General features: G+C 43.6%; 24 protein-coding genes. 5 read left to right on the top strand and 19 right to left on the bottom strand.

Annotated features, from left to right (window positions below; all coding sequences use genetic code 11):
- Positions 1-13: 13 nt before the first annotated feature.
- Together secDF and QSJ37_RS13750 are read right to left on the bottom strand one after the other, a co-directional pair.
- A complete protein-coding gene (gene secDF / locus QSJ37_RS13755; protein WP_062753018.1) occupies positions 14-2266 on the bottom strand; it encodes a protein translocase subunit SecDF in 2253 nt (750 codons plus the stop codon).
- A 194-nt stretch (positions 2267-2460) separates the two neighbouring features.
- A complete protein-coding gene (locus QSJ37_RS13750) occupies positions 2461-2757 on the bottom strand; it encodes a post-transcriptional regulator (RefSeq protein ID WP_285755654.1) in 297 nt (98 codons plus the stop codon).
- A gap of 103 nt (positions 2758-2860) precedes the next feature.
- Here QSJ37_RS13750 and spoVB point away from each other — a divergent pair, with 103 nt between their 5' ends.
- Both spoVB and QSJ37_RS13740 read left to right on the top strand, forming a co-directional pair.
- Entirely contained in the window at positions 2861-4423 is a 1563-nt protein-coding gene (gene spoVB, locus QSJ37_RS13745) for a stage V sporulation protein B (protein WP_285755652.1), read from the top strand.
- Positions 4424-4493: 70 nt separating this feature from the next.
- Positions 4494-4868: a TIGR04086 family membrane protein gene (locus tag QSJ37_RS13740; protein WP_285755650.1), complete on the top strand. Its 375-nt coding sequence runs from the start codon at positions 4494-4496 to the stop codon at positions 4866-4868.
- Positions 4869-4911: 43 nt separating this feature from the next.
- Here QSJ37_RS13740 and yajC read toward each other — a convergent pair whose 3' ends face one another.
- The 15 genes from yajC to nadB all read right to left on the bottom strand — a co-directional run bounded on the left by yajC (position 4912) and on the right by nadB (position 18592).
- Positions 4912-5187 (bottom strand): preprotein translocase subunit YajC, encoded by a 276-nt coding sequence (yajC, locus tag QSJ37_RS13735; RefSeq protein WP_285755649.1) that lies wholly within the window; start codon positions 5185-5187, stop codon positions 4912-4914.
- Positions 5188-5202: 15 nt separating this feature from the next.
- Positions 5203-6345 carry a tRNA guanosine(34) transglycosylase Tgt gene (gene tgt / locus QSJ37_RS13730; protein WP_285755648.1) on the bottom strand — a complete coding sequence of 381 codons (1143 nt, stop codon included), beginning with the start codon at positions 6343-6345 and terminating at the stop codon, positions 5203-5205.
- A 17-nt stretch (positions 6346-6362) separates the two neighbouring features.
- The gene (gene queA / locus QSJ37_RS13725; RefSeq protein WP_285755647.1) at positions 6363-7391 is read right to left on the bottom strand and encodes a tRNA preQ1(34) S-adenosylmethionine ribosyltransferase-isomerase QueA; all 1029 of its coding nucleotides are present in this window, start codon (positions 7389-7391) and stop codon (positions 6363-6365) included.
- Between the two features lie 21 nt (positions 7392-7412).
- A complete protein-coding gene (locus QSJ37_RS13720; protein ID WP_285755646.1) occupies positions 7413-7619 on the bottom strand; it encodes a DUF2905 domain-containing protein in 207 nt (68 codons plus the stop codon).
- Positions 7616-8617, bottom strand: coding sequence for a Holliday junction branch migration DNA helicase RuvB (ruvB, locus tag QSJ37_RS13715; protein WP_285755644.1), 1002 nt, complete (start codon positions 8615-8617; stop codon positions 7616-7618). The genes QSJ37_RS13720 and ruvB overlap by 4 nt, the downstream gene beginning before the upstream one ends.
- A 13-nt stretch (positions 8618-8630) precedes the next feature.
- Positions 8631-9236 carry a Holliday junction branch migration protein RuvA gene (gene ruvA, locus QSJ37_RS13710; RefSeq protein WP_285755642.1) on the bottom strand — a complete coding sequence of 202 codons (606 nt, stop codon included), beginning with the start codon at positions 9234-9236 and terminating at the stop codon, positions 8631-8633.
- Between the two features lie 122 nt (positions 9237-9358).
- Entirely contained in the window at positions 9359-9844 is a 486-nt protein-coding gene (locus QSJ37_RS13705; RefSeq protein ID WP_285755641.1) for an intercompartmental signaling factor BofC, read from the bottom strand.
- 195 nt (positions 9845-10039) lie between these two features.
- Positions 10040-10783, bottom strand: coding sequence for a YebC/PmpR family DNA-binding transcriptional regulator (locus QSJ37_RS13700; protein ID WP_097354790.1), 744 nt, complete (start codon positions 10781-10783; stop codon positions 10040-10042).
- A 188-nt stretch (positions 10784-10971) separates the two neighbouring features.
- Positions 10972-11700 carry a YhcN/YlaJ family sporulation lipoprotein gene (locus QSJ37_RS13695; protein ID WP_285755640.1) on the bottom strand — a complete coding sequence of 243 codons (729 nt, stop codon included), beginning with the start codon at positions 11698-11700 and terminating at the stop codon, positions 10972-10974.
- A gap of 113 nt (positions 11701-11813) precedes the next feature.
- Positions 11814-12554, bottom strand: a complete 741-nt coding sequence (gene nadE, locus QSJ37_RS13690) for an NAD(+) synthase (protein ID WP_285755639.1) — start codon at positions 12552-12554, stop codon at positions 11814-11816.
- 41 nt (positions 12555-12595) lie between these two features.
- Positions 12596-13537: a phosphotransferase gene (locus QSJ37_RS13685; RefSeq protein ID WP_285755638.1), complete on the bottom strand. Its 942-nt coding sequence runs from the start codon at positions 13535-13537 to the stop codon at positions 12596-12598.
- Positions 13534-14889: a SafA/ExsA family spore coat assembly protein gene (safA, locus tag QSJ37_RS13680; RefSeq protein WP_285755637.1), complete on the bottom strand. Its 1356-nt coding sequence runs from the start codon at positions 14887-14889 to the stop codon at positions 13534-13536. The genes QSJ37_RS13685 and safA overlap by 4 nt, the downstream gene beginning before the upstream one ends.
- 169 nt (positions 14890-15058) lie before the next feature.
- Positions 15059-16162 (bottom strand): quinolinate synthase NadA, encoded by a 1104-nt coding sequence (gene nadA, locus QSJ37_RS13675; protein WP_015864637.1) that lies wholly within the window; start codon positions 16160-16162, stop codon positions 15059-15061.
- Entirely contained in the window at positions 16162-17013 is an 852-nt protein-coding gene (gene nadC, locus QSJ37_RS13670; RefSeq protein WP_015864638.1) for a carboxylating nicotinate-nucleotide diphosphorylase, read from the bottom strand. The genes nadA and nadC overlap by 1 nt, the downstream gene beginning before the upstream one ends.
- Positions 17014-17041: 28 nt before the next feature.
- Positions 17042-18592 (bottom strand): L-aspartate oxidase, encoded by a 1551-nt coding sequence (gene nadB / locus QSJ37_RS13665; RefSeq protein WP_285755636.1) that lies wholly within the window; start codon positions 18590-18592, stop codon positions 17042-17044.
- Positions 18593-18697: 105 nt separating this feature from the next.
- On the opposite strand from nadB, the gene QSJ37_RS13660 reads away from it, so the two are divergent.
- The 3 genes from QSJ37_RS13660 to QSJ37_RS13650 are packed head-to-tail and all read left to right on the top strand — an operon-like array spanning position 18698 to position 20888.
- On the top strand, positions 18698-19837 hold the full coding sequence (locus QSJ37_RS13660; protein ID WP_285755634.1) for an IscS subfamily cysteine desulfurase: 1140 nt from the start codon (positions 18698-18700) through the stop codon (positions 19835-19837).
- Between the two features lies 1 nt (position 19838).
- The gene (locus tag QSJ37_RS13655) at positions 19839-20378 is read left to right on the top strand and encodes a transcription repressor NadR (protein WP_285755633.1); all 540 of its coding nucleotides are present in this window, start codon (positions 19839-19841) and stop codon (positions 20376-20378) included.
- A gap of 48 nt (positions 20379-20426) precedes the next feature.
- Positions 20427-20888, top strand: coding sequence for an NUDIX hydrolase (locus tag QSJ37_RS13650; RefSeq protein ID WP_285755632.1), 462 nt, complete (start codon positions 20427-20429; stop codon positions 20886-20888).
- 63 nt (positions 20889-20951) lie between these two features.
- On the opposite strand, the gene pheA is transcribed toward QSJ37_RS13650, so the two are convergent.
- Together pheA and QSJ37_RS13640 are read right to left on the bottom strand one after the other, a co-directional pair.
- Positions 20952-21800, bottom strand: a complete 849-nt coding sequence (gene pheA / locus QSJ37_RS13645) for a prephenate dehydratase (protein WP_285755631.1) — start codon at positions 21798-21800, stop codon at positions 20952-20954.
- Positions 21801-21820: 20 nt separating this feature from the next.
- Positions 21821-22264 (bottom strand): ACT domain-containing protein, encoded by a 444-nt coding sequence (locus QSJ37_RS13640; protein WP_062677152.1) that lies wholly within the window; start codon positions 22262-22264, stop codon positions 21821-21823.
- Between the last annotated feature and the right edge of the window lie 5 nt (positions 22265-22269).

Below are 22269 nucleotides of genomic sequence, written 5' to 3'. Positions count from 1 at the left end.
CTTCCGCTTTTCGTTATACTTGTGGTTCCAATTCTTTTTCTGAACGTTTTTTCGTCTTTCCTTTTTTCAATTGGTTGCCTTTCCAAACAATCCATAATTGCGCGGCGATGAATAAAGAAGAGTAAACCCCGCATATTAAACCAACGAAAAGGGCGATATTAAAGTTGAGAATCGCTTCACTGCCGAAGATCAAGAGAGCAACAACGGTAAAGATGACCGTTAACACCGTGTTAATGGAACGAGTAAGCGTTTGTTGCAATGCTCTGTTGACGATATGTTTTAAATCATCCACCGTTTTCACTTTGCGTTTTTTCAGTAAATCACGGACGCGGTCAAAAGTAACGATCGTATCGTTAATCGAATAACCGATAATCGTTAACACCGCAGCAATGAACGTTAAGTCAACTTCTAAACGAGTCAAGCTGAAAAAGGTGACGATGACAAACGCATCGTGAAGAAGCGCCACGATCGCGGCAAGCGCCATATATATTTCAAAACGAATCGTCACATAAATAATAATCCCAATGGACGAAATGAGCACAGCGATCAATGCGTTACGCGCCAATTCTTTTCCAATAACCGGAGATACCGTGCTGACGTTCGGCTCTGAACCATATTGCTGTTTAAAATGTGCTTTTAGCTCCGCAATTTCTTTTTTGCTTAACACGCCGATCAAACGAGCAACACCGATATTATTATGCTCGCCTGATAATACGATGTCCTCCGGTTTTAAGTCAAGCTTTTGAAACTCTTCTTTTAACTGCTGAACATTAATTGGTTTATCACTCATTACTTCTATGCGCGTGCCGCTCGTAAAATCGATGCCAAGATTAAGCTTCAGCGTTAATAAGGCAATAATCCCGATCACCGTTAGCAAACCAGAAAAAATGAAAAACTTTTTACTATGTTTTACGAAGTCCAAACGATCAAATTTTGTCGGTACTTCCGTATGATCCGTTGTTTCGGCGATATTTAAGATTTCCGATTTTTTTACACCGAAATAGCCTGGCTTATTGTTCAGCCAGCGGCTATGGACAAGCAGGCCAAGCAACAGGCGCGTGCCGTACACCGCGGTGATGAAGCTTGCTAAAATGCTGATGATCAGCATCGTTGCGAACCCTTTTACTGAGCTTGTCCCGTAAATAAAGAGAACAATACCGGCAATAATCGTCGTAATGTTCGCATCCACAATTGTCGCCAACGATCCTCTATTCCCAGAACGGAATGCCGACATAACCGACTTGCCTAGCTTAATTTCCTCTTTAATCCGCTCATACGTAATAATATTGGCATCAACCGCCATCCCGACACCTAAAACAAGGGCGGCAATTCCCGGCAATGTCAATACGCCGTTCATCCAATCAAAGATAAGCAAAATAAGGTAAATATAAACAGTTAATGTAATGACAGCGATAACCCCTGGCAAACGATAAAACAAAATCATAAAGAGGAAAATCGCGGCAACCCCTACAATGCCGGCAAAAATTGTTTTTTGCAGGGCATTTTGGCCAAACTGCGCCCCGACCGATGTCGAGTAAATTTCTTTTAACTCGACTGGAAGCGCGCCAGCATTAAGCAGGTCAGCTAATTGCTGTGCCTCCTTAACGGTGAAATTGCCTACGATGGAGACATCTGTTTGGGCAAATACTTGGTTTACCGCTGCCGCGGAAATAAATTTTGGATCTGCTTTTCCCGCTTCTTTCGCGTAGGAATCTTCTCCTTCTTTAAAATCCAGCCAAATGACCAATAAGTTATTTGGCGGTCCCATTTTATATACTTTTTCTGTCACTTGTTTAAATTTATCCGCATCTTTTAATTTAATGGCAACACTCGGTTTCCCGTTTTCGTCAAAGGACAGCTTTGCTCCGCCTTGAACAAGATCGCTTCCATCCATTAACACGTTATCATGCACGTCGCGAAACGTTAATTTTGCCTGCGTCGATAAAATCTCGCGCGCTTGATTTTGATCTTTTATCCCCGCAAGCTGCACGCGAATCCGATTTTTTCCTTCTATTTGAATGTTTGGCTCGCTCACACCGAGCACGTTAATCCGTTTGTTTAGCGCGCTCACCGTGCTTTTTAATGTTTCTTTGTCAATTTTATCTCCCTTTTTCGCTGGCTTTACTTCATACAGCACTTCAAAGCCGCCTTGCAAATCAAGACCTAATTTAATGTTATGTAAAATTCCTTGAATCGTCGGCCCCATCACTCCTGCAAAAAGCAAAAGCAACAGGAAAAACGCGACAATGCGACTGCGTTTTACCATAATAAAAAAGTCCTCCTTCAACTCGTCTTACCACTTACTTTTCGTGATTGCCACTCAGCTAGAATTACTTACTAGATTAATTTTGAAAAAAAGAAAACTTCTCTTACACCGAAAAACAATGCTTGCGAGCGCTTGTTTTTTCTCAATAATCCAATTATGAAACAGTTAACGGAAACTGTCAATTTTCTACATCACTATAATAATTCATTTAACACTGCTTCTAAATCATCATTTCCAGAAGAGCGCTGTTCTTTATATGATTGCATCGTAATAAATGACATGTACTCGCCGATTTGTAGCGATAAAATATCGTTGGCAAGCTCAAATAACTTTCTTTCTTCTTTAAAATTTTTCCATTTCTTTTGAACTAGACAACCCCATATTTGATCCATCGTCACCTGTTTATAACCAAGCAGGCGAAATTCATCATACTTGCATTGCAATGCGGGCATCAGCTGTTCTCGCAGTTCTTTTTGTTTTTCCTTTTCCATTCTCTCGCCTTCTCCCTCTGAAAACTTGTCATGCTTGTTTATATGTATTGCATATAGTTAATTGTATAAAAGATCATGACATTTGAGAAGGTAGGGAGACGAGATGTCTAAATTTCTACAAGGAACGATGATTTTAATCGTTGCTGGTTTGATTACAAGAGCACTTGGATTTGTCAACCGCATTGTCGTCGCCCGCGTTATTGGCGAGGAAGGCGTTGGATTGTACATGATGGCGATGCCAACGCTTGTGTTAGCCATTACGATCACGCAAATGGGGCTCCCTGTCGCCATTTCGAAACTAGTTGCAGAAGCCGAAGCGGTTGGCGATCGACAAAAAGTGAAAAAAATTCTTGTTGTCTCTTTAACGATTACAAGTATACTTAGCGTTATCTTCTTCCCTACTATGATACTGCTTGCACCATTTTTATCACGAACATTATTTACTGACCCACGCACTTATTATCCGTTAATCGCTATTGCTCCTGTCGTCCCAATCATAGCGGTTTCTTCTGTGTTACGCGGTTATTTCCAAGGAAAACAGCAAATGAAGCCGTACGCATATTCACAGCTTTTAGAACAAATCGTTCGCATTAGTTTGATTGCCTATTGTACAAAAGCATTATTGCCGTATGGCATTGAATATGCTGCTGCAGGTGCGATGTTTTCATCTGTTATTGGTGAATTCATGTCATTATTATATTTGCTTTACATGTTTAAATTAAAAAAATCCATTAAACTACGAACAAAGTTTATTCAATATGTCAAGGCAGGAAAAGAAACGTTTGCAAGTTTAATGCGCATCGCTTTGCCAACGACAGGAAGCCGTTTAATTGGCTCTCTTTCGTGGTTTTTGGAGCCGATTGTCGTTGCAAACAGCTTGGCAATGGCCGGAGTCGCAACAACGCTAGCTACAAAACAATATGGTCAGCTGACTGGCTATGCTCTTCCATTATTAATGCTGCCGTCTTTTATTACGTATTCACTATCCACCTCTCTTGTTCCAGCAATCAGTGAAGCAATGGCACAAAAACAAACATTATTGGTTGAACATCGCATTCAGCAAGCAATGCGTCTTTCTCTCGTCACAGGCGGGCTCTCTGTCGTTGTCTTATATGTATTTGCAGAACCGCTCATGCAACTGATGTACGGTACAAGTGAAGCGACTATTTTTGTCAAAGTGATGGCACCATTTTTTCTATTTTATTACTTTCAAGGTCCGCTGCAGGCAGTATTGCAGGCTCTTGATTTAGCGAAAGCAGCGATGACAAATAGCTTAATTGGCGCAGCCGTAAAAATTGTCTGTATTTTCGCCTTAGCAACCCAACCGAGCTTAGGAATTATGGGAGCAGCATTGGCCGTTGCGATCAACACTGTGTTAGTCACGTTGCTTCATTTTGCAACGATCATAAAAGTAGTATCTTACTCTATTTACCCACTCGAATATGTCAAGGCTTGTTTATCCATCACTATAGCAGGTATTAGTGGGTATATATCATTTCACCATTCTTTCTTCATGTTCCCACTGCCTATACGAACGTTGGCTTCTATTACCGTTACCACCATCGTTTACTTGCTTCTGCTGATTATTTTTCAATTGGTCAAACGAGAAGAGCTTGCACATATTCCGGCAATTGGTGCTTTTTTTGCGAAAAAAAATCGTAAATAAACTTCTAAACATGTCCGAATAGGAATATATTTTGGTGAAACTTATTTATCGGGCGACAGGGGGGAATGAGATGACAAAATGGGGAACAGCCATTGTTTATGGGGTTGTAACTATTTTCTTATTGGCGGCTCTCATTAGCTTCTTTTTATCTCTCATACTGAAATGGACAGACATACAAGAACCTTCGTTAACATGGATTATTTTTGCCGGGTCGCTTCTTTCCATGTTCATTGGCGGGGTTGTAGCTGGTGGAAAAGGAAAAGAAAGAGGCTGGCTAATTGGCGGGGGAACAAGTTTATTATTTACATTCATCGTATTAGTATTTCAATTTTTGGGATTGGAAAAATCATTCACTATTGAACAATGGTTATATCATCTAATCTTTTTTGTCGCAGCGGCGCTTGGCGGCATTGTCGGTGTAAACCTAGCCGCATCACGCAATTAAACGAAGACGGCTACCTTTCCCAAGTAAAGGTAGCCGTCTTCGTTTACTTATTCTCTTTTTCCGTCACCACTTCGCGCACCGCCGAGCGGTCATATGTAAGACGCGTGCCGTCGCCTGCGCGAATGACAACTTTATCTTCATCGACCGAATCGATGATCCCATGCAGTCCGCCAATGGTGATGATTTTATCCCCTTTTTTTAAATTAGCCTGCATTTGCTGAATCGCACGCTGCCGCTTTTGCTGCGGCCGAAGCAGCAAGAAATAAAAAATGACAAAAAACAAAATAATTGGAAGTAAATTTACAATTGTCGCTGTCATCCATTTCCCCTCTTTCTAAAAGTTTTTCGCATTTGGTTTATTAAAGCCATATTGCTCGAAAAATTCCTCGCGAAAATCCCCAAGGCGGTCTTCGCGAATCGCTTGTCTTACTTGCTCCATTAATTTTATCAAAAAATAGACATTATGGTAAGAAGTTAAACGAATTCCAAATGTTTCATCACATTTGATGAGATGGCGAATATATGCGCGTGTATAATTGCGGCACGTATAGCAGTCGCAATTAGGATCAAGCGGTGAAAAATCGCGGGCGTACTGTGCATTTTTAATGACGACACGCCCCTGGCTCGTCATTACTGTTCCATTGCGGCCAATACGTGTCGGAAGCACGCAGTCAAACATATCAATGCCGCGAATCGCCCCGTCGATGAGCGAATCCGGAGAACCGACTCCCATCAAGTAACGCGGTTTATTCGCCGGCAAGAGCGGTGTCGTAAACTCGAGCACACGATTCATCACTTCTTTCGGCTCACCGACGGATAAGCCGCCGACAGCATATCCCGGAAAATCCAGCGACACTAAGTCTTGTGCGCTTTGTCTGCGAAGATCTTCAAATTCTCCGCCCTGCACAATACCGAATAATCCTTGCTCATTCGGGCGCTTGTGCGCTTTTAAACAACGCTCCGCCCAGCGGCTTGTTCGTTCCACGGACTGTTTCATATATTCATATGTTGCCGGATATGGGGGACATTCATCGAACGCCATCATAATGTCTGAACCAAGCGCATTTTGTATTTCGATCGCCTTTTCCGGAGATAAAAATAGTTTATCTCCATTTAAATGATTTCGGAAGTATACCCCTTCTTCCTCAATTCTCCGAAATTCGCTTAAACTAAACACTTGAAAACCGCCGGAATCCGTTAAAATACCGCGGTCCCAGTTCATAAACGAATGAAGGCCTCCGGCTTCTTTTACAATTTCGTGCCCTGGCCGCAGCCAGAGATGATACGTATTGCTCAAAATAATGCCGGCGCCCATTTCTTTTAATTCTTCCGGCGATAATGTTTTCACGGTTGCCAGCGTCCCAACCGGCATAAACATCGGTGTTTCAAACGAACCGTGCGGCGTATGAAGAATCCCAAGCCGCGCCCCCGTTTGTTTACATGTTTTAATGAGTTCGAAACGAATTGGTGATGTCAACCCAACGATCTCCTTTCTTAAATAATCAACATTGCATCGCCAAAACTAAAGAATCGATACCGCTCTTTCACCGCCGCATTGTATGCCCGTAAAATATTTTCGCGGCCGGCAAGAGCGCTGACAAGCATAATAAGCGTTGATTTCGGCAAATGAAAGTTTGTTACTAATCCATCGATTGCCTTAAATTCATAGCCTGGATAAATGAAAATATCCGTCCAACCGCTTTCCGCCACAAATGCGCCGTTATGTTTTGACGCAATCGTCTCTAACGTGCGTGTAGACGTCGTACCGACAGCAATAATGCGTCCTCCTTGCTGTCTCACTTCGTTTAACAATCGCGCTGTTTTTTCTGTCATCTGATAAAATTCGGCATGCATATCATGTTCTTCAATGTTTTCAACGTTGACTGGACGGAACGTACCAAGCCCAACGTGGAGAGTAATAAATGCGATATGCACTCCTTTGGCGCGTATATCGTCAAGAAGCTGTTCCGTAAAGTGAAGGCCGGCTGTCGGCGCCGCCGCTGAACCCACTTCACGGGCATATACAGTCTGATAACGCTCCGGGTCATCCAATTTTTCTTTAATATACGGTGGAAGCGGCATTTCCCCAAGCTGTTCAAGCACTTCATAAAAGATGCCTTGATAAGAAAATTCCAAGATACGCCCCCCATGCTCAAGCGTATCGACACATGTCGCTTTCAGCCGTCCATCGCCGAAAGTAATTTCCGTGCCAACTTTTACTCGTTTTGCTGGTTTGACCAATGTTTCCCATCGGTCTCCTTCCAATTGTTTTAATAACAGCACCTCGATATTGGCGCCAGTATTTTCTTTTTCCCCATAAAGCCGCGCCGGCATCACACGTGTATCGTTAAGAACGAGACAATCCCCTTCGCGCAAATACGATAAAATGTTTCGAAAGGTTTCATGGCGAATTTCGCCGGTTTTTTTATCGAGCACCATTAACCGTGATGCGTCACGGTTTAATAGCGGTGTTTGTGCAATTAACTCTTCTGGCAGCTCAAAGTCAAACAAATCTATTTTCATTCTTCTCATCTTTCCTTTCTTTTAACGAAATCGCCCAAGCACATAAAAAATGAGCGACAACACGATGCTTATCAAAATAGACGTAACAACCGGAAAATAAAAAGTTGTATTCCCTTTCCGAATAATAATATCTCCCGGAAGCCGGCCTAGTTTAATAAACTGCATGAGAAAACCGACAATAATGAGAACAACTCCAATCGTCATGATAAGCTTAGGCAGGCTATTCATTGTTTTGGAACCTCCATTCCAAAATGTTCGTAAGCAATAGGGGTAACGATACGGCCGCGCGGGGTGCGCTGTAAAAAGCCAATTTGCAATAAATATGGTTCATATACATCTTCAATGGTCTGCACCTCTTCGCCGATCGTTGCGGCAATCGTATCAATGCCAACCGGCCCACCAGCAAACTTTTCCATAATCGCTTTCATTAATTTATGATCGATATGATCAAGACCTAATCGATCGACTTGCAATAGCTCTAGCGCCTCTTTCGCCAACGAAAATGTGATCGTTCCGTCTCCCCGCACTTGAGCAAAATCACGAACGCGTCGCAAAAGACGATTCGCGATGCGCGGTGTGCCTCGCGAGCGCCGAGCGATTTCCAACGCGGCTTCTGCCTTAATGTCCACGTGCAAAATCTCTGCTGTTCGCATCACAATTTGCGTAAGATGTTCAGGTGTATAATACTCTAATCGGCTAATCACTCCAAAACGGTCACGAAGCGGAGCAGATAAAGCACCGGCTCTTGTCGTAGCACCGACAAGCGTAAACGGAGGTAAATCAATGCGGATCGACCGGGCAGTTTGTCCTTTTCCAATGACGATATCTAAACAATAATCTTCCATTGCCGGATACAGCACTTCTTCGACAGAACGGTGCAGACGATGAATTTCATCAATGAACAACACATCGCCCGGCTCCAAAGAAGTTAAAATTGCCGCTAAGTCTCCTGGGCGCTCAATCGCCGGCCCGGAAGTCGTGCGAAGATGAACCCCCATTTCATTCGCAATAATCGCTGCTAACGTTGTCTTTCCTAACCCGGGAGGTCCGTACAACAGCACATGATCAAGAGTTTCTTCCCGCATTTTTGCCGCTTCAATAAATACTTTTAAATTGTCTTTCACTTTATCTTGTCCAATATATTCATGCAAAAACTTCGGGCGGAGACTATATTCCAGCGAAACGTCTTCACGGTGGGCATCACCGGAAACAAGGCGTTCTTCCATTTCTCTCCCCTCCCTATTTTAACAATTGCTGAAGCGCTCGTTTCACATATTGATCTGTCGATAAGTTTTCTTTCATTAACGACGGTACTACCTTTTGAATTTCCCGTTCTGCGTAACCAAGCGCTTTTAACGCTTCGATCGCCTCCTCGAGAGCAGATAAATGAGGTTGTGCCGCTTCTTCCTGGGAATCAAACAAATCTGGATATATTCTAGCAGTAAAAGTAGTAAGCTTCCCTTTTAAATCGAGAATCATTTGCCGCGCTGTTTTTTTTCCGACCCCCGGAAACTTGCATAAAAACGCTTCATTTTCTTGTTCAATTGCTTCGACAAGCTGCTCGGGCCGTCCCGCTGCTAAAATCGCTAATCCGCCTTTGGGGCCAATTCCTGAAACTTGCAATAGTTTCGCAAACAACGTTCGTTCCTCACGGGTACGAAATCCGTACAAAGCAAGCACATCTTCACGAACATATTGGTATGTATAAACTGTTACGATTGTATCACGGCTTTCTTGAAACGAAAACGGATTGGGTGTAAAGATTTGATACCCAATGCCGTTGTTGTCGATCACAATATATTCAGGGCAAACATAATCAACGTATCCGCGGACAAATTCAATCAACGCTGTACTCCTCTCCTTTTCTTTCCTGCCTTCCATTGTACCATACCATTACATTATAACAAAAAGCGAATGTATATTCCTATTTAGAAAATAAAAAAGACTTACCCTAGCGATAAGCCTTTCTAACGTATTAAAGCAAAATGACGATATGTTTCGATAATATCTTTATACTGTGACTTGGAGACGACGCGAATTCCTTTTTTCAGTTGCTGATGCTGGCGGCTTTCGAGTTTTTTTACATCAATTTGAAAAAATGATTGAATAACCCGTGTAGAATGAGCAGGTTTGCCTTCAAAAATAGATAATGTTCCATCTTCGGTAATTCCAAAATAACCGTTCGCCTTTAATAATGGGGAAATATCATTCACTGTTTTGCGAAATACTATTGTTTGATCATCCATATTCACAAGCTGCCAGTCTTTATATTTTTTCCATATATCTTTCATGGAAACAACGGTTTCTTCTTTTGTTTCTTGGCTCACTTCTCCGTCTAAATATTGCTGCTCTAAAATAATCGTCATTTTTACGGAAGATGGCGCAGCAAAAGCAACCTGTATGAACAGTGCATAGGAAGCGATCGTAATGAAGAAAGTGGCAAGAATTCGCATCTCCTTTTCCTCTCTTTCCAGGTAAAATAAACAATATGCTTATTTCTATTTTCACCAATGTGAGAAGTTTTATCCTTTGCACCGATTCCGCGTTTCTTATCAAAGCAATTTTCTTTTTCTTCTTTTCCGTTGTTATTATTGCGACAAACGCCAAAAAATAATGCCCTATGCAGCCAGCATAGGGCATTATTTCAATTATTGCTCTTCCAACACCGATTCGTCCAAATTGTGGTACACTTCTTGGACGTCGTCGTCATCTTCAAGGGTATCGATCAGTTTTAGCATTTTCTTTAGATCATCGCCAGCAAGCGTGGTATATGTTTGTGGAATCATTGTAATTTCAGCGCTAGCAAACGTAAAGCCGTTTTTCTCTAATTGTTCTTTTACTTCTTCAAATGCTTCCGGTGTTGTATAAATTTCAAACGAATCTTCGGTTGTTTCCATTTCTTCCGCTCCCGCTTCAATCGCTTGAAGAAGCATGTCATCTTCATCGATGTCAAGTCCTTCGCGGGCAATGACAAGAAGTCCTTTTCGGTCAAACAAATAAGAAACGCAGCCGGTTTCCCCTAAATTGCCGCCATTTTTTGAAAAGGCTACCCGCACGTTCGAAGCGGTACGGTTTTTATTATCGGTTAAGCAGACGACCATCACGGCAACGCCGCCAGGTCCGTATCCTTCATAGCGAACTTCTTCGTAATTCGTATGTTCTTGTGTTCCTGTCGCCTTTTTTATTGCACGCTCAATATTTTCGTTTGGCATGTTCGCAGCCTTTGCTTTTTCAATAACAAGGCGCAAGGCTGGATTGGATGCTGGATCGCCTCCGCCCGTTTTAGCCGCTACATAAATTTCTTTCGCCAATTTCATAAACAATTTGCCGCGCTTTGCATCTTGCGCATTTTTACGGCGTTGAATGTTCTTCCACTTCGAATGTCCAGCCATCGAAATTTCTCCTCTCATCGCAACGAAATTTCCGATATTACTATACCAAAAAAACAGGAAAATGTCATATAACAAAAATAGGCGGATTCTTCTCCTACACAGCCGATTTTCTTCGTTGAAGAAGAAGCCTTCTCGGCTATGTTCCACAAAAATGGGAACACCTTTTTAGGTGTCCCCACTTTTTCACATTAACGTGTATTTGCAGGACGTTCGTTAATTTTTCCATCAATAAAAATCGTTTTTAAATCACGTTCGATTTCTTCCATTGGCCGGCCGCGGCGGATGTCGTTGTCGATCGTACGGACGCGGTTGTACATGCTAGGATTGGAAACGATGCGCACATGTTTGCCTTTCGTATGCGGTGCAACCGCTTGGGCAACAAGACGCTTCACGTGATCTGCGTATTTGGAATTGGTCGAAATCGCAACAAGCACATGATCACGGTAAACAAGCGTCCGGGCATCGTTTACTCCTCTTACCGCAGCGGCGCGGCGGGAGATCGTTTCCGCCAATCGTCCGTCATACTTCCTATAGTAAGAAGGAGTTGTTTTACTTTCCATCGAATTTAAATGCCCATGGTAGTTGCGGTCCGCATCACTGAAATCAGCATCGAGCGGAAGCGCAGGCGTATCCGTATCAAAACGGGTAATTCCCGGAATACGTGCACGGTTATTGTCTGTATCGAAAAAATCGGCCGCTGGTCCGCGACGGCTTAATATATAGCTGTTATCATAATTAGTCGCATTTGTTCCATATTGTCCGTAACGGAAGTCATCAGCATAACGCTCCGTGGAATAATACCCGATCGGACGCGCTGCATCATTGTAGCGTCTATCATCGTTGTCGGCGTAATTGGCGCATGCAGTCATCATGCTTAAGACAGAAATAGCCCCGATGATTTTCATTGCGTTTTTCAATCGAAAAACCCCCTTGTTTTCCTTCGCTCGCACCAGGCCAAAAAACATATTCCGGCCTTATTATTAGCTTGGCGAAGAAAAGGGGGTTTTATCGGTGTCAGTTAACGGTAGAATTAGAATTTTGGCGGTGCAATGGCCAACTGGCGTTTATGTTGTGAACGCTTGTGCAAACGCTCAATAATTTGCCGGTCTTTTTCCGGAATTTCTTCTCCTTTTAAATATTTATCAATCATCTCGTAGGTTGTCCCCATTTCATTTTCATCTGTTTGCCCTTCCCATAATCCTGCGCTTGGCGCTTTTGTAATAATTTCGTTTGGAACGCCAAGAATGCGCGCCATCTCCCGCACTTCTCCTTTCGTAAAATGAACGAGCGGCACTAAATCGACTCCGCCGTCCCCATATTTGGTAAAGTACCCCGTATACCATTCCGCTGCATTATCGGTGCCGACTACCATATATCCATAATTATTGGCAACCGCGTATAATGTTGTCATGCGAAGGCGCGCTCTTGTGTTCGCATCACCTAAACGCGCTGTTTCTTCATTCCATTCTCCTTTTTCTTTCAGTTGTTTTTCCACTTCTCCAAATAACAGGTTATGCGTTTCGGTTAAATCAATGATCAAGTGTTTAATGCCGCAGCTTTCCACCACTTTTAATGCATCTTCCATATCTTTCGGATTGCTTTTACATGGCATAATCAATCCGAGCGAGTTTTTCGGAAACGCACGTTTAATTAAGTGAGCGACAACTGCTGAGTCAATGCCGCCGCTAATTCCAACAATCGCTCCGTTCAATCCGGCATTCGCTACTTGGTCGCGCAGCCATTGAATAAGTTTTTCAATTTTTTCTTCCATTTGTTTTTCGACTTCCTTTCACGAAAAATCCTATATATGTTTTATTTTATCATATCGATAATTTTACGGACAAACTGATTACGTTCTTTCCGCGCAATCGAAAGAGGCTTGTTATGTTGTAACGCAAAGCGCCATTCACGCATAATATCTGCCGGAAATAAAAGAGCATGCAAAAACCATGGTTTTGTAAGCCAAAATGAAAAGACAGGAAATTGATATAACTGTGAAAAAGACCATTGCAAATGTGGCAAAATACGGCTCGCATACTGCAAATAATCGATGCCTGGCGAAGCAATGGCAACCGTATCATAGTCGATTAAATAGATCATTCCTTCTTTTGTCCGCAAAAAATTATGGGAAGCGACATCGCCGTGAATAATCGTAACAGGCTCCGCTGCTAACGACGGCATATAGCTTGCAAATGTGGAGAGGCAATATTCCGCATGTCGAATCGTCCAAGCGATATCTTCTTTATCCATTATTCGTTCAATTAATGATAAATGGGCATAAAAATCATAATAGCGGCGCTGCCACATGCCATATAAATGGTAGTACGGAACAATCGTTTGAAACAACGGAATTTTTATTAACAGCCTGGCGATGGAATGATATGTTTGTAACAATTCCAGTCCATCGGCGATATCTTGTTGACGAGCGAATGATAATCTTTCTGCATCAGAAATATATGTTTGCATCGTCCAAAAGACGCCTTCAAAGAAAAATACACCATTTTTCCCCAAAGTGGTATATATGGCAGGAACATGAACAAAACCCGCCTTTCTTAACGATTGCATAAATAGCGCTTGTCTCATCGCTTCGAAAAGGGTTCGATACCGTTTGATCACCCAATATCCTTCGCATGCTGTAACTACCCATACGTTATGTTTGACTGTTTTTATATTTTTCACACGTAAGCCGTATTCGTTTCGCAGAAGAAAAAAGAGACGACCTGCTACATCGTCTCTTTTTTGCTTATTGTTCACCAATAATCGTTACTCTCCTCGTCATGCGGTTCTGTAAATAATTGTTCTTCCGTACGAGGAAACGCTGAAGTGGTTGGTGCTTGTGTGAATGGATATGCCGGTCCCGCCACCGGATATGGATAAGGAGCAGGTGCAGCTGGCGGATAGTAGCCGTACGACGCCGGCGGCATGTATGGATAAAACGCTGGATGCCATCCATATCCTTGCATTACTGGTAAAATCGGTGCACATGGCATAATCGGATAAGAAGAAGCAGGTGAATATGAAGGAAATGGTGGCATATTTGCCGATGCCGGATTTACTGTTGGTGATGTATGCCCTGGCATTAGTGGCACTTCACCTGATTCGCTGCCGCTTTCTTCAATACCAGGAAATGGATGATAACCACTTTCCGCATCCCCGTATGTTGATGGTTGTAGATATGTTGGATAGTTAACTGGCATGGTTGGCATAGGTGGAAAATAATGCCCTGCACCTGGTAAAATAGGAGTTACCGGGCCACACGGCTGTGGTGGCATTGGGGCAACAGGCGCTCCTCCCATCGCATATGGCTGCTGCATCATCGGAACATATGGAGCTTTTGGAAGTTCTGGTGGTGTATCATCATCCGCTGCTAATTCTTTTTCTTCTACCGCCTCAGCCGGGCTTTCTAATTCTTGTTTCATGATTCCTGGTAAAATATTTTCTGGTTTTGGCGGAATCGGCGGAACATTAGAAATCGCATTAGAAAAGTTAATATTTACGTTTGGCGTTACTGGTGGAATCGTATGCGATAACGGTGGAATGTTGAACTGCTTTTCCTTAGAACCTAGTGCGGCATTATCTGATTTCGGCCCTTCGTTCACCGGCGCTTTTGGCGCTTCCTTGATCGGTGCCTTTGGCGCTTCCTTGATCGGCGCTTTCGGTGCTTCCTCGATCGGTGTTTTTGGCGCTTCCTTGATCGGTGCTTTCGGTGCTTCCTTGATCGGTGCTTTCGGCGCTTCGTTCACCACTGCCTCGGGAGCCTTGTTTACCTTTTCTTCTTTTATAGGCTCCGAAAACTCCGCCTCAATGTTCACAGACACAAATGGTTTTGTATTGGCATACGGGTGTTCCATATTTTCCATTTCTTTTTTTGGAGCCACATTTATTTTCGTTTCCTTTTTTGGAGACATATTTATTTTTGTTTCTTTTTTCGGCGCTTCTTTTTTTACCGGAACCCCCGCAGTCGGTACTTTAATTTTCATTCCTGGCATAATCATATCTGGATTGCTCAAATGACCGTTCATTTTCTTTAGCTGCTCAAAATCGACCCCATACTTTTGCGCAATTTTCCAAAGCGTATCGCCCTTTTGGACAATATGGATTTTCACTCCGTTCCCCTCCTAACCCGAAACTATTAACGTTGTATCTCAGCTTCCGCTTGTTGTCACCATCATCCTTCAACACAATTTATGATAAAAGCCGTTGTTTTATGATAAAAAAATCATCCTGCCCAGCGGAATATCACTGTCTGACAGGATGATTAGTTCACTTTTTCCTTTACGCCAGCGCCAGCATCCGCGCAAGCGCCTGCGCCGCATCTTTTGCAATTAGCGGGGGAACGGTAATTTGGTTAACAATTTCCCCTCTTTCAAGCGATTCAAGCGCCCATAGTAAATGTGGCAAGTCAATGCGGTTCATCGTGAGACATGGGCACATATACGGATTTAGCGAAATAATTTCTTTATCTGGATGTTCGTGCATCAGGCGGTTCACCAAATTCATTTCCGTGCCAATCGCCCATTTGCTTCCGGAAGGAGCGTTTCGGATCGTTTCAATAATGTATTTCGTGGAACCAGCATAGTCGGCTTGCTGTACAACATCCCAGCTGCACTCCGGATGAACGATAATGTTCATATCCGGCTTTGTCCGACGAATATATTCAATATGACGGACAGTAAAGTTTTCGTGAACGGAACAATGTCCTTTCCAAAGAATCACTTTTACTTTCTTTATATCGCCTTTGTATTCTAAACGATCCGTATGCGGATCCCATACCGCCATCTCGTCTAACGAAATTCCAAGCTCATAGGCTGTATTTCTGCCTAAATGCTGATCTGGCAAAAAGAAAATTCTCTCTTTTTGCGTAAACGCCCATTCGACCATCTTTTTCGCGTTCGAGGAAGTAACGGTCGCGCCGCCGCGGCGTCCAACGAACGCTTTAATCGCCGCCGTTGAATTCACGTATGTTAACGGCAAAATCGTGTCACCAAACAGCTCTTGCAATATCGGCCACGCTCGCTCCACTTGTGTAATGTCCGCCATATCAGCCATCGAGCATCCGGCCCGCATATCCGGCAAAATGACTTTTTGATGGTCACCCGTTAAAATGTCTGCCGTTTCTGCCATAAAATGTACACCACAAAATACAATGTATTCCGCTTCACTATTTTGCGCCGCTACTTGCGCAAGCTGCAGCGAATCGCCTGTCGCATCGGCAAATTGAATCACTTCGTCTTTTTGATAATGATGTCCCGGGATAAACAATCTTTTTCCAAATCGCTCTTTTATTGCCCGAACACGTACTTCCATCTCTTCCATGCTCATCGTTTTATAACTTTCCGGCATATCGTCAAGCCGCTTCATTACTTCTAGCACGTTCATTATTTTCTCCCCCTATTCCATCCTTGCAAATGAAAACTAATATCTAGCGCTTTAGCAGAATGTGTCAACATACCGAGCGAAATATAATCTACGCCAGTTGTTCCGTACGCAGCGAGGTTTTCTAATGTAATCCCGCCAGACGCCTCGGTGACAATCGGCTTTGGCACTAGCGAGACAAACTCGCGCACTTCCTCTGGAGTACGATTATCAAACATAATGACATCAGCCCCCGCCTCCACCGCTTCTAACACTTGCTCTTTCGTTTCCGTTTCCACTTCGATTTTGACCATATGACCAAGCTTTGCGCGCACCGCCCGTACCGCTTTCGTAATCGAACCGCAAAAAGCGATATGATTATCTTTAATCATGACACCGTCGTACAAACCAAAACGATGATTATAGCCTCCTCCGCATACAACGGCGTACTTTTCTAACATCCGTAAGCCCGGCGTTGTTTTTCGCGTGTCACAAATGCGCGTATGACTGCTGTTTAGTATCATTACCGCTTGATGTGTTAACGTAGCGATGCCGCTCATTCGCTGCAGCAAATTTAATATAACGCGCTCCCCTGTCAATAGCGGAATAACCGGCCCAGATACAACGGCAATCGTCTCCTCTTTTTTTACTTGTTCGCCATCACGTTTATAAAGCGTTACATCGATGCCTGGATGCAATAGACGATATCCTATCGTAATAATATCTGTCCCCGCTAACACCCCATCTTCCTTCGCCGTAAACGTTCCTGTTGCCCATTCATTCTCTGGAAAAATCATTTCGCTCGTAATATCGTGTTCACCAATATCTTCAATGAAAAATTGCTGCAATAGCTGTTGCAATTTGAGTGTATTCATCGTGTCCCTCCGCTCTTCCAGCAAATTGTTATACCGTTACGGTCAGCTCTTTTTTTGTCCGCCGAATACGCCGTTGTCTCCATTGTTCTCTCTCAAACGGATAATCGGTGCGATAATGCCCGCCCCGGCTTTCTGTACGCTCTAGCGCCGATGTTGTTATAAGCCAGCCGGTTAACAGCATATGAATAACCGTAATTTCCTCGATGGAAAAATCATCAAGCGAACCATTCACAAAGTCAGACAACGGAAATTGTTCAAACCACTGTTTTGCACGTTGCAGGCCTTGTTCATGACGAACGATGCCCGCATATATTGACATGATGGTTTGAATGGTTGGTATTTCTGGTAAATCGTTCACGCCCCTTTTGATACTGTGTATATTATTTGTTTTTTTACGTAATGGTGTCGGCGGCGCTGTTTCTCTTCGGATCGCCTTTGCAGCGCGCGCTCCGAACACAATTCCCTCCAGCAGCGAATTGCTCGCCAACCGATTTGCCCCGTGAACACCTGTACATGCCACCTCTCCGACGGCATATAACTCTTGTATGGAAGTCTGTCCGCAATCATTAACCAAAACACCGCCCATCAAAAAATGAGCGCCTGGCACAATCGGAAGCCTGCCTGTTTCCATATCAATACCATGTTCCGCGCATAGATTTGCCATCGTCGGAAATCGTTCGCGGTAACTCGGAATCGCTGAAATATCTAAATAGACACGATGTCCCTTGCTCATTTCGTCATGAATAGCACGGGCTACAATATCGCGGGGAGCCAAGTCTTTTAGTGGATGGACATGTTCCATCATTCTCCGCCCGTCTTCTGTCACTAACACCGCACCTTCGCCACGTACTGCTTCTGAAATTAAGCCAACCGCTTTCCCATCGACAAACAACATCGTTGGATGGAATTGGATAAATTCGACGTCGGCAATAACCGCGCCGGCGCGATAAGCTAATGCAATCCCATCCCCTGTAACCGTTGAAGCATTCGAAGAAAAAGCATACATCCCCGCGCATCCTCCCGCTGCGAGCACGACAGCGCTTGCATAATAGCACGAAATCTCTCCTAATTGATTTTTCGTCTTAATTCCGACGCAGCGGCCATTTTCAACAAGCAGTTCGATGACATACTCGCCCTCCACGATCGTCACGCGTCCCATTAACTTTTCTAACAAAAACGAGACGATGGTTCTCCCTGTTTGGTCTCCTCCTGCATGCAAAATCCGCCGTTTACTATGCGCCCCTTCCTGTCCAAGATGTAGACTGCCATCCTGATTGACATCGAATGATAATCCTGCATTTATTAATTCGCGAATTCGTTTTGGCCCCTCACGAACGAGCAGTTCAACCGCCTTTTCGTCATTATGATGACAGCCAGCAGTCATCGTATCATCAAAATGACAACGCCAATCATCCTCCTGTGAAACGGACGCAGCGACACCACCTTGTGCCAGCCATGAATTGCTTTCTTCTTTTTTTGTTTTTGTGAAAATCGTCACATTTTTATGTTCATGCAAATAATAGGCAGTGGTTAACGCCGCAATGCCGCTTCCGATGATAATAACTCCATTTTCTGGCATAAAATTGCCTCCTAATTTCATACTGTCTTGACACCTATATTTACATATATTTAAACTAATGACAAGAGTTTTGTTAACATTTTGTGAACAAAAGGAATGATTTTGATGATTTATCTTGACTATGCCGCTACAACACCGATGAGCAAAGAAGCGCTAAATGCCTATGTAGAAGCAGCTGACGCTTACTTTGGAAATGCAAGCAGTTTACACGATATCGGAAGCAATGCCGAACGACTGTTAACTATTTGCCGAAAAGAACTTGCCACGCTTATTGGCGGCGAGGAACGGGGTATTTATTTTACAAGCGGGGGAACAGAATCCAATATTCTTGCTATTCGTTCGCTTATTAACGCGCATCGCCACCGCGGAAATCATCTCATAACAACCGAGATTGAACATGCTTCTCTTTATCATCTATTCCAACAATTAGAAAAAGAAGGATTTGAGGTCACTTATTTACCGGTTAACCGCTTTGGACAAATTGATATCAGTGATTTACAACGGGCGATTACACCAAAAACGATTCTCGCCTCCATTCAACACGCTAATTCAGAAATCGGAACAATACAGCCAATTGCCGAAATTGGACGGCTGCTTCGGCGTCATGGGGTAATCTTTCATAGCGATTGTGTCCAAACTTTTGGTAAAATACGAATTGATGTGAAAAAGATGTTTATCGACAGCCTTTCGATTTCTGCCCATAAAATTTACGGACCAAAAGGGGTCGGTGCGGTATATATTGACCCACGCATCCATTGGCAGCCATGTTTTCCTAACGCCACCCATGAAGATGGATTTCGTCCAGGGACAGTCAATGTGCCTGGAATCGCTTCTTTTATCACCGCGGCACAGCACATTTTCGAGAATATGGATTCCGAACATACACGCTTCGAACAACTTCGCCGTTACTTGCTGGCGCTTATTCGTGAAAAAGGCTTGCCTGTCACGGCAGAGGGACATCCTGACGTTCGCCTGCCAAATATTATCGGTCTTTCTGTTCATGGAATCGAAGGCCAATATGTCATGCTGGAATGTAACCGTGATAACATCGCCATTTCCACTGGAAGTGCGTGTCAAATTGGAAAACAAGCTCCTTCGCGGACGATGTTGGCAGTTGGAAAATCTGTAGAGGAAGCAAAACAGTTTATACGTGTTTCATTCGGGAAATGGACGACGGAAAAAGACATTGACCAACTTGTGTCTTCCCTTGAGCGAATCAGTCAGCAAAGAAAGGAGTTTGAATGAATTGAAAGAAGAGAAAAAAATTCTCGGGGAACAACGGCGCACGCTCATTTTGCAGTGGCTAAAAGAAAGCAAAAGGCCGATCACTGGCGCCGAGCTCGCCGCAAAAACAAACGTCAGCCGCCAAGTAATCGTGCAAGATATTTCACTATTAAAAGCGCGCAATGAACCGATTATCGCCACGAGCCAAGGATATTTATACTTGCCGCCAAACATTCCGGCACAAACATATACGCGCACCATCGCGTGCTTTCATACGCCTGAACAAACAAAAGAAGAATTATATATTCTCGTTGACCACGGCGTCACTGTCAAAGATGTGAAAATCGAGCATCCCGTATATGGGGATTTAACCGCTTCCGTGATGGTCAGCAATCGGCTGGAAGTCGATCAATTCATTCAAAAAATTGAAGAAACGAAATCATCTTATTTGCTGCAGCTGACAGATGGCACCCACCTTCATACGATTGAAGCGGATTCGATTGCCAAGCTCGACGCTGCCTGTCATGCTCTCCAAAAAGCCGGGTTTCTCATTGAGTCGTAGAAATTCACCCCTTACAATAATTTCGAAACAACTGAAAGGAAGAATGGTATGGGTTACATTGAAGAACTGCGCGCCCTTATCGGCCATCGCCCCGTCATTTTAGTTGGCGCACTGGCGATCATCAAAAATGAAAAAAACGAAGTATTGCTGCAAAAGCGCAGACAACCTAAAGGATATTGGGGGCTCCCAGGTGGATTAATGGAGCTTGGGGAATCGGCTGAGGAAACAGCAAGACGGGAAGTATGGGAAGAAACAGGACTCACCATCGGAAGTTGTCGACTCCTCGATGTCCTTTCCGGACCAGGCACGTACGTGAAAGTTCCTAATGGAGATGAATTTTATGCCGTTACAATCGTTTATGAAACGAATGAATTTTCCGGAGAAATCCGCGCAAATCCTGAGGAATCATTAGATGTGAGGTTTTTTCCAATTAACGAGCTTCCAGAACAAATGATCCAAAGCCATTGCCGCGTCATAGAGAAACATATAAAGCCATCCCCGCCACTATAGGTTAGGGATGGCTTATTTTTTATCGCAGCCTCCTCCGCTAAGCGAAAATATAGGGAGAGAGGTTTATATAATATAATACGGATAACTCCCTAATACTTGCACGATGCAATCGAGCGCTTCAAGCTCAGCGATCGCACCTGGAATTAACACTTCATCCATCTTTTGATCAATATCGATGATAAAAAAGTAGTTTCCTAATCCCGTTTTCGCAGGGCGGGATTCAATTTTCGTCAAGTTTAATTTGCGCCACGCAAACGCGGAAAGCACCTGATGGAGGGCGCCGGGCTGATCTTTCGGAAGCATCACCATCAATGTCGTTTTATCCCCAGCATACAGCGGCGAATCGATTTTCAGCGGTTCGTTTTGCTTGCGGACGATAATAAAACGGGTATGATTATAATCATAATCGTGAATGTTTTCTTGCACGATCGTAAGCCCATATTCTTCGGCCGCCAGCCGGTTGGCAATCGCCGCAATCGGAAGGTGCGGGCGTTCGCTGACGAATTTCGCAGCCGCACTTGTCGATGTCATATATACGTGCTTTGCTTTTTTTAAATTAGCGTGCAAAAATTTGTGACATTGCGCAATCGCATGCGAGTGGGAATAAATTTCTTTCACTTCCGTCCAATGATGCGCATGGTATGGGTGGACCATTAAATGCTGCTGAATGGGTGCGATAATTTCCCCAACGATTGGAAGCAATTGTTCATGAATTAAATAATCGAGCGTTAAATTAACCGAGCCTTCTAACGCATTTTCAAGCGGTACTACCCCAGCATCAATCTCTTCATTGCTTACCGCATCAATGCATTCTGGAATGGTATGGTATGGAATTTTTTCCGCGCGAGGAAACATCGTTGTTACCGCTAAATCGGTAAATGTTGCTTTTGGTCCTAAATAGCCAATTTTCATTTTATTGCCTCTCCCTTACTTTAATACGCTCCCGAGCCAACAATTTCAACTTTTTCGACAAATTCAAGCCGCCGCAATTTCGCAAGCAGCTCCTCAATATCTTCTTTCATCTCGTTTGTGCTAATAGATAGAGTAACATTCGCACGACCTTGGAGCGGAATCGTCTGATGAATCGTCAGCACGTTGCAACCTGCTGCCGCAACAACGCTAAGCAGTTGGGAAAGGGTGCCGGAGCGGTCTTCTAAATGAAAAAATAATGTAACAATACTTTCTTTCACTACCGCTTGAAACGGAAATACCGCGTCACGATACTTATAAAATATGCTCCGGCTGACATCCACTAACCGCACTGCTTCCGCGACAGAATCAACTTTTTTTCGCTCTAGCAATTCTTTTGCTAAAAGCACTTTTCGCATCGCTTCTGGCAATACGTCTTCACGAACTAAGTAAAATTTTTTATCCATCGTGC

The organism is Parageobacillus sp. G301, from assembly GCF_030268025.1.
GTDB lineage: Bacteria > Bacillota > Bacilli > Bacillales > Anoxybacillaceae > Parageobacillus_B > Parageobacillus_B toebii.
This window is presented reverse-complemented; position numbering and strand designations above follow the sequence as displayed.

Coding starts and splice junctions, on each gene's coding strand:
- nadB (WP_285755636.1), bottom strand. CDS start 18,592: ATGCCAGAAAATGGAGTTATTATCATCGGAAGCGGCATTGCGGCGTTA.
- QSJ37_RS13700 (WP_097354790.1), bottom strand. CDS start 10,783: ATGGCTGGACATTCGAAGTGGAAGAACATTCAACGCCGTAAAAATGCG.
- QSJ37_RS13750 (WP_285755654.1), bottom strand. CDS start 2,757: ATGGAAAAGGAAAAACAAAAAGAACTGCGAGAACAGCTGATGCCCGCA.
- QSJ37_RS13650 (WP_285755632.1), top strand. CDS start 20,427: ATGGGTTACATTGAAGAACTGCGCGCCCTTATCGGCCATCGCCCCGTC.
- QSJ37_RS13705 (WP_285755641.1), bottom strand. CDS start 9,844: ATGCGAATTCTTGCCACTTTCTTCATTACGATCGCTTCCTATGCACTG.
- QSJ37_RS13660 (WP_285755634.1), top strand. CDS start 18,698: ATGATTTATCTTGACTATGCCGCTACAACACCGATGAGCAAAGAAGCG.
- pheA (WP_285755631.1), bottom strand. CDS start 21,800: ATGAAAATTGGCTATTTAGGACCAAAAGCAACATTTACCGATTTAGCG.
- QSJ37_RS13720 (WP_285755646.1), bottom strand. CDS start 7,619: ATGAATAGCCTGCCTAAGCTTATCATGACGATTGGAGTTGTTCTCATT.
- ruvB (WP_285755644.1), bottom strand. CDS start 8,617: ATGGAAGAACGCCTTGTTTCCGGTGATGCCCACCGTGAAGACGTTTCG.
- QSJ37_RS13740 (WP_285755650.1), top strand. CDS start 4,494: ATGACAAAATGGGGAACAGCCATTGTTTATGGGGTTGTAACTATTTTC.
- secDF (WP_062753018.1), bottom strand. CDS start 2,266: ATGGTAAAACGCAGTCGCATTGTCGCGTTTTTCCTGTTGCTTTTGCTT.
- nadA (WP_015864637.1), bottom strand. CDS start 16,162: ATGAACGTGCTAGAAGTAATGAAGCGGCTTGACGATATGCCGGAAAGT.
- QSJ37_RS13640 (WP_062677152.1), bottom strand. CDS start 22,264: ATGGATAAAAAATTTTACTTAGTTCGTGAAGACGTATTGCCAGAAGCG.
- yajC (WP_285755649.1), bottom strand. CDS start 5,187: ATGACAGCGACAATTGTAAATTTACTTCCAATTATTTTGTTTTTTGTC.
- nadE (WP_285755639.1), bottom strand. CDS start 12,554: ATGGAAGAAAAAATTGAAAAACTTATTCAATGGCTGCGCGACCAAGTA.
- spoVB (WP_285755652.1), top strand. CDS start 2,861: ATGTCTAAATTTCTACAAGGAACGATGATTTTAATCGTTGCTGGTTTG.
- nadC (WP_015864638.1), bottom strand. CDS start 17,013: ATGAATACACTCAAATTGCAACAGCTATTGCAGCAATTTTTCATTGAA.
- queA (WP_285755647.1), bottom strand. CDS start 7,391: ATGAAAATAGATTTGTTTGACTTTGAGCTGCCAGAAGAGTTAATTGCA.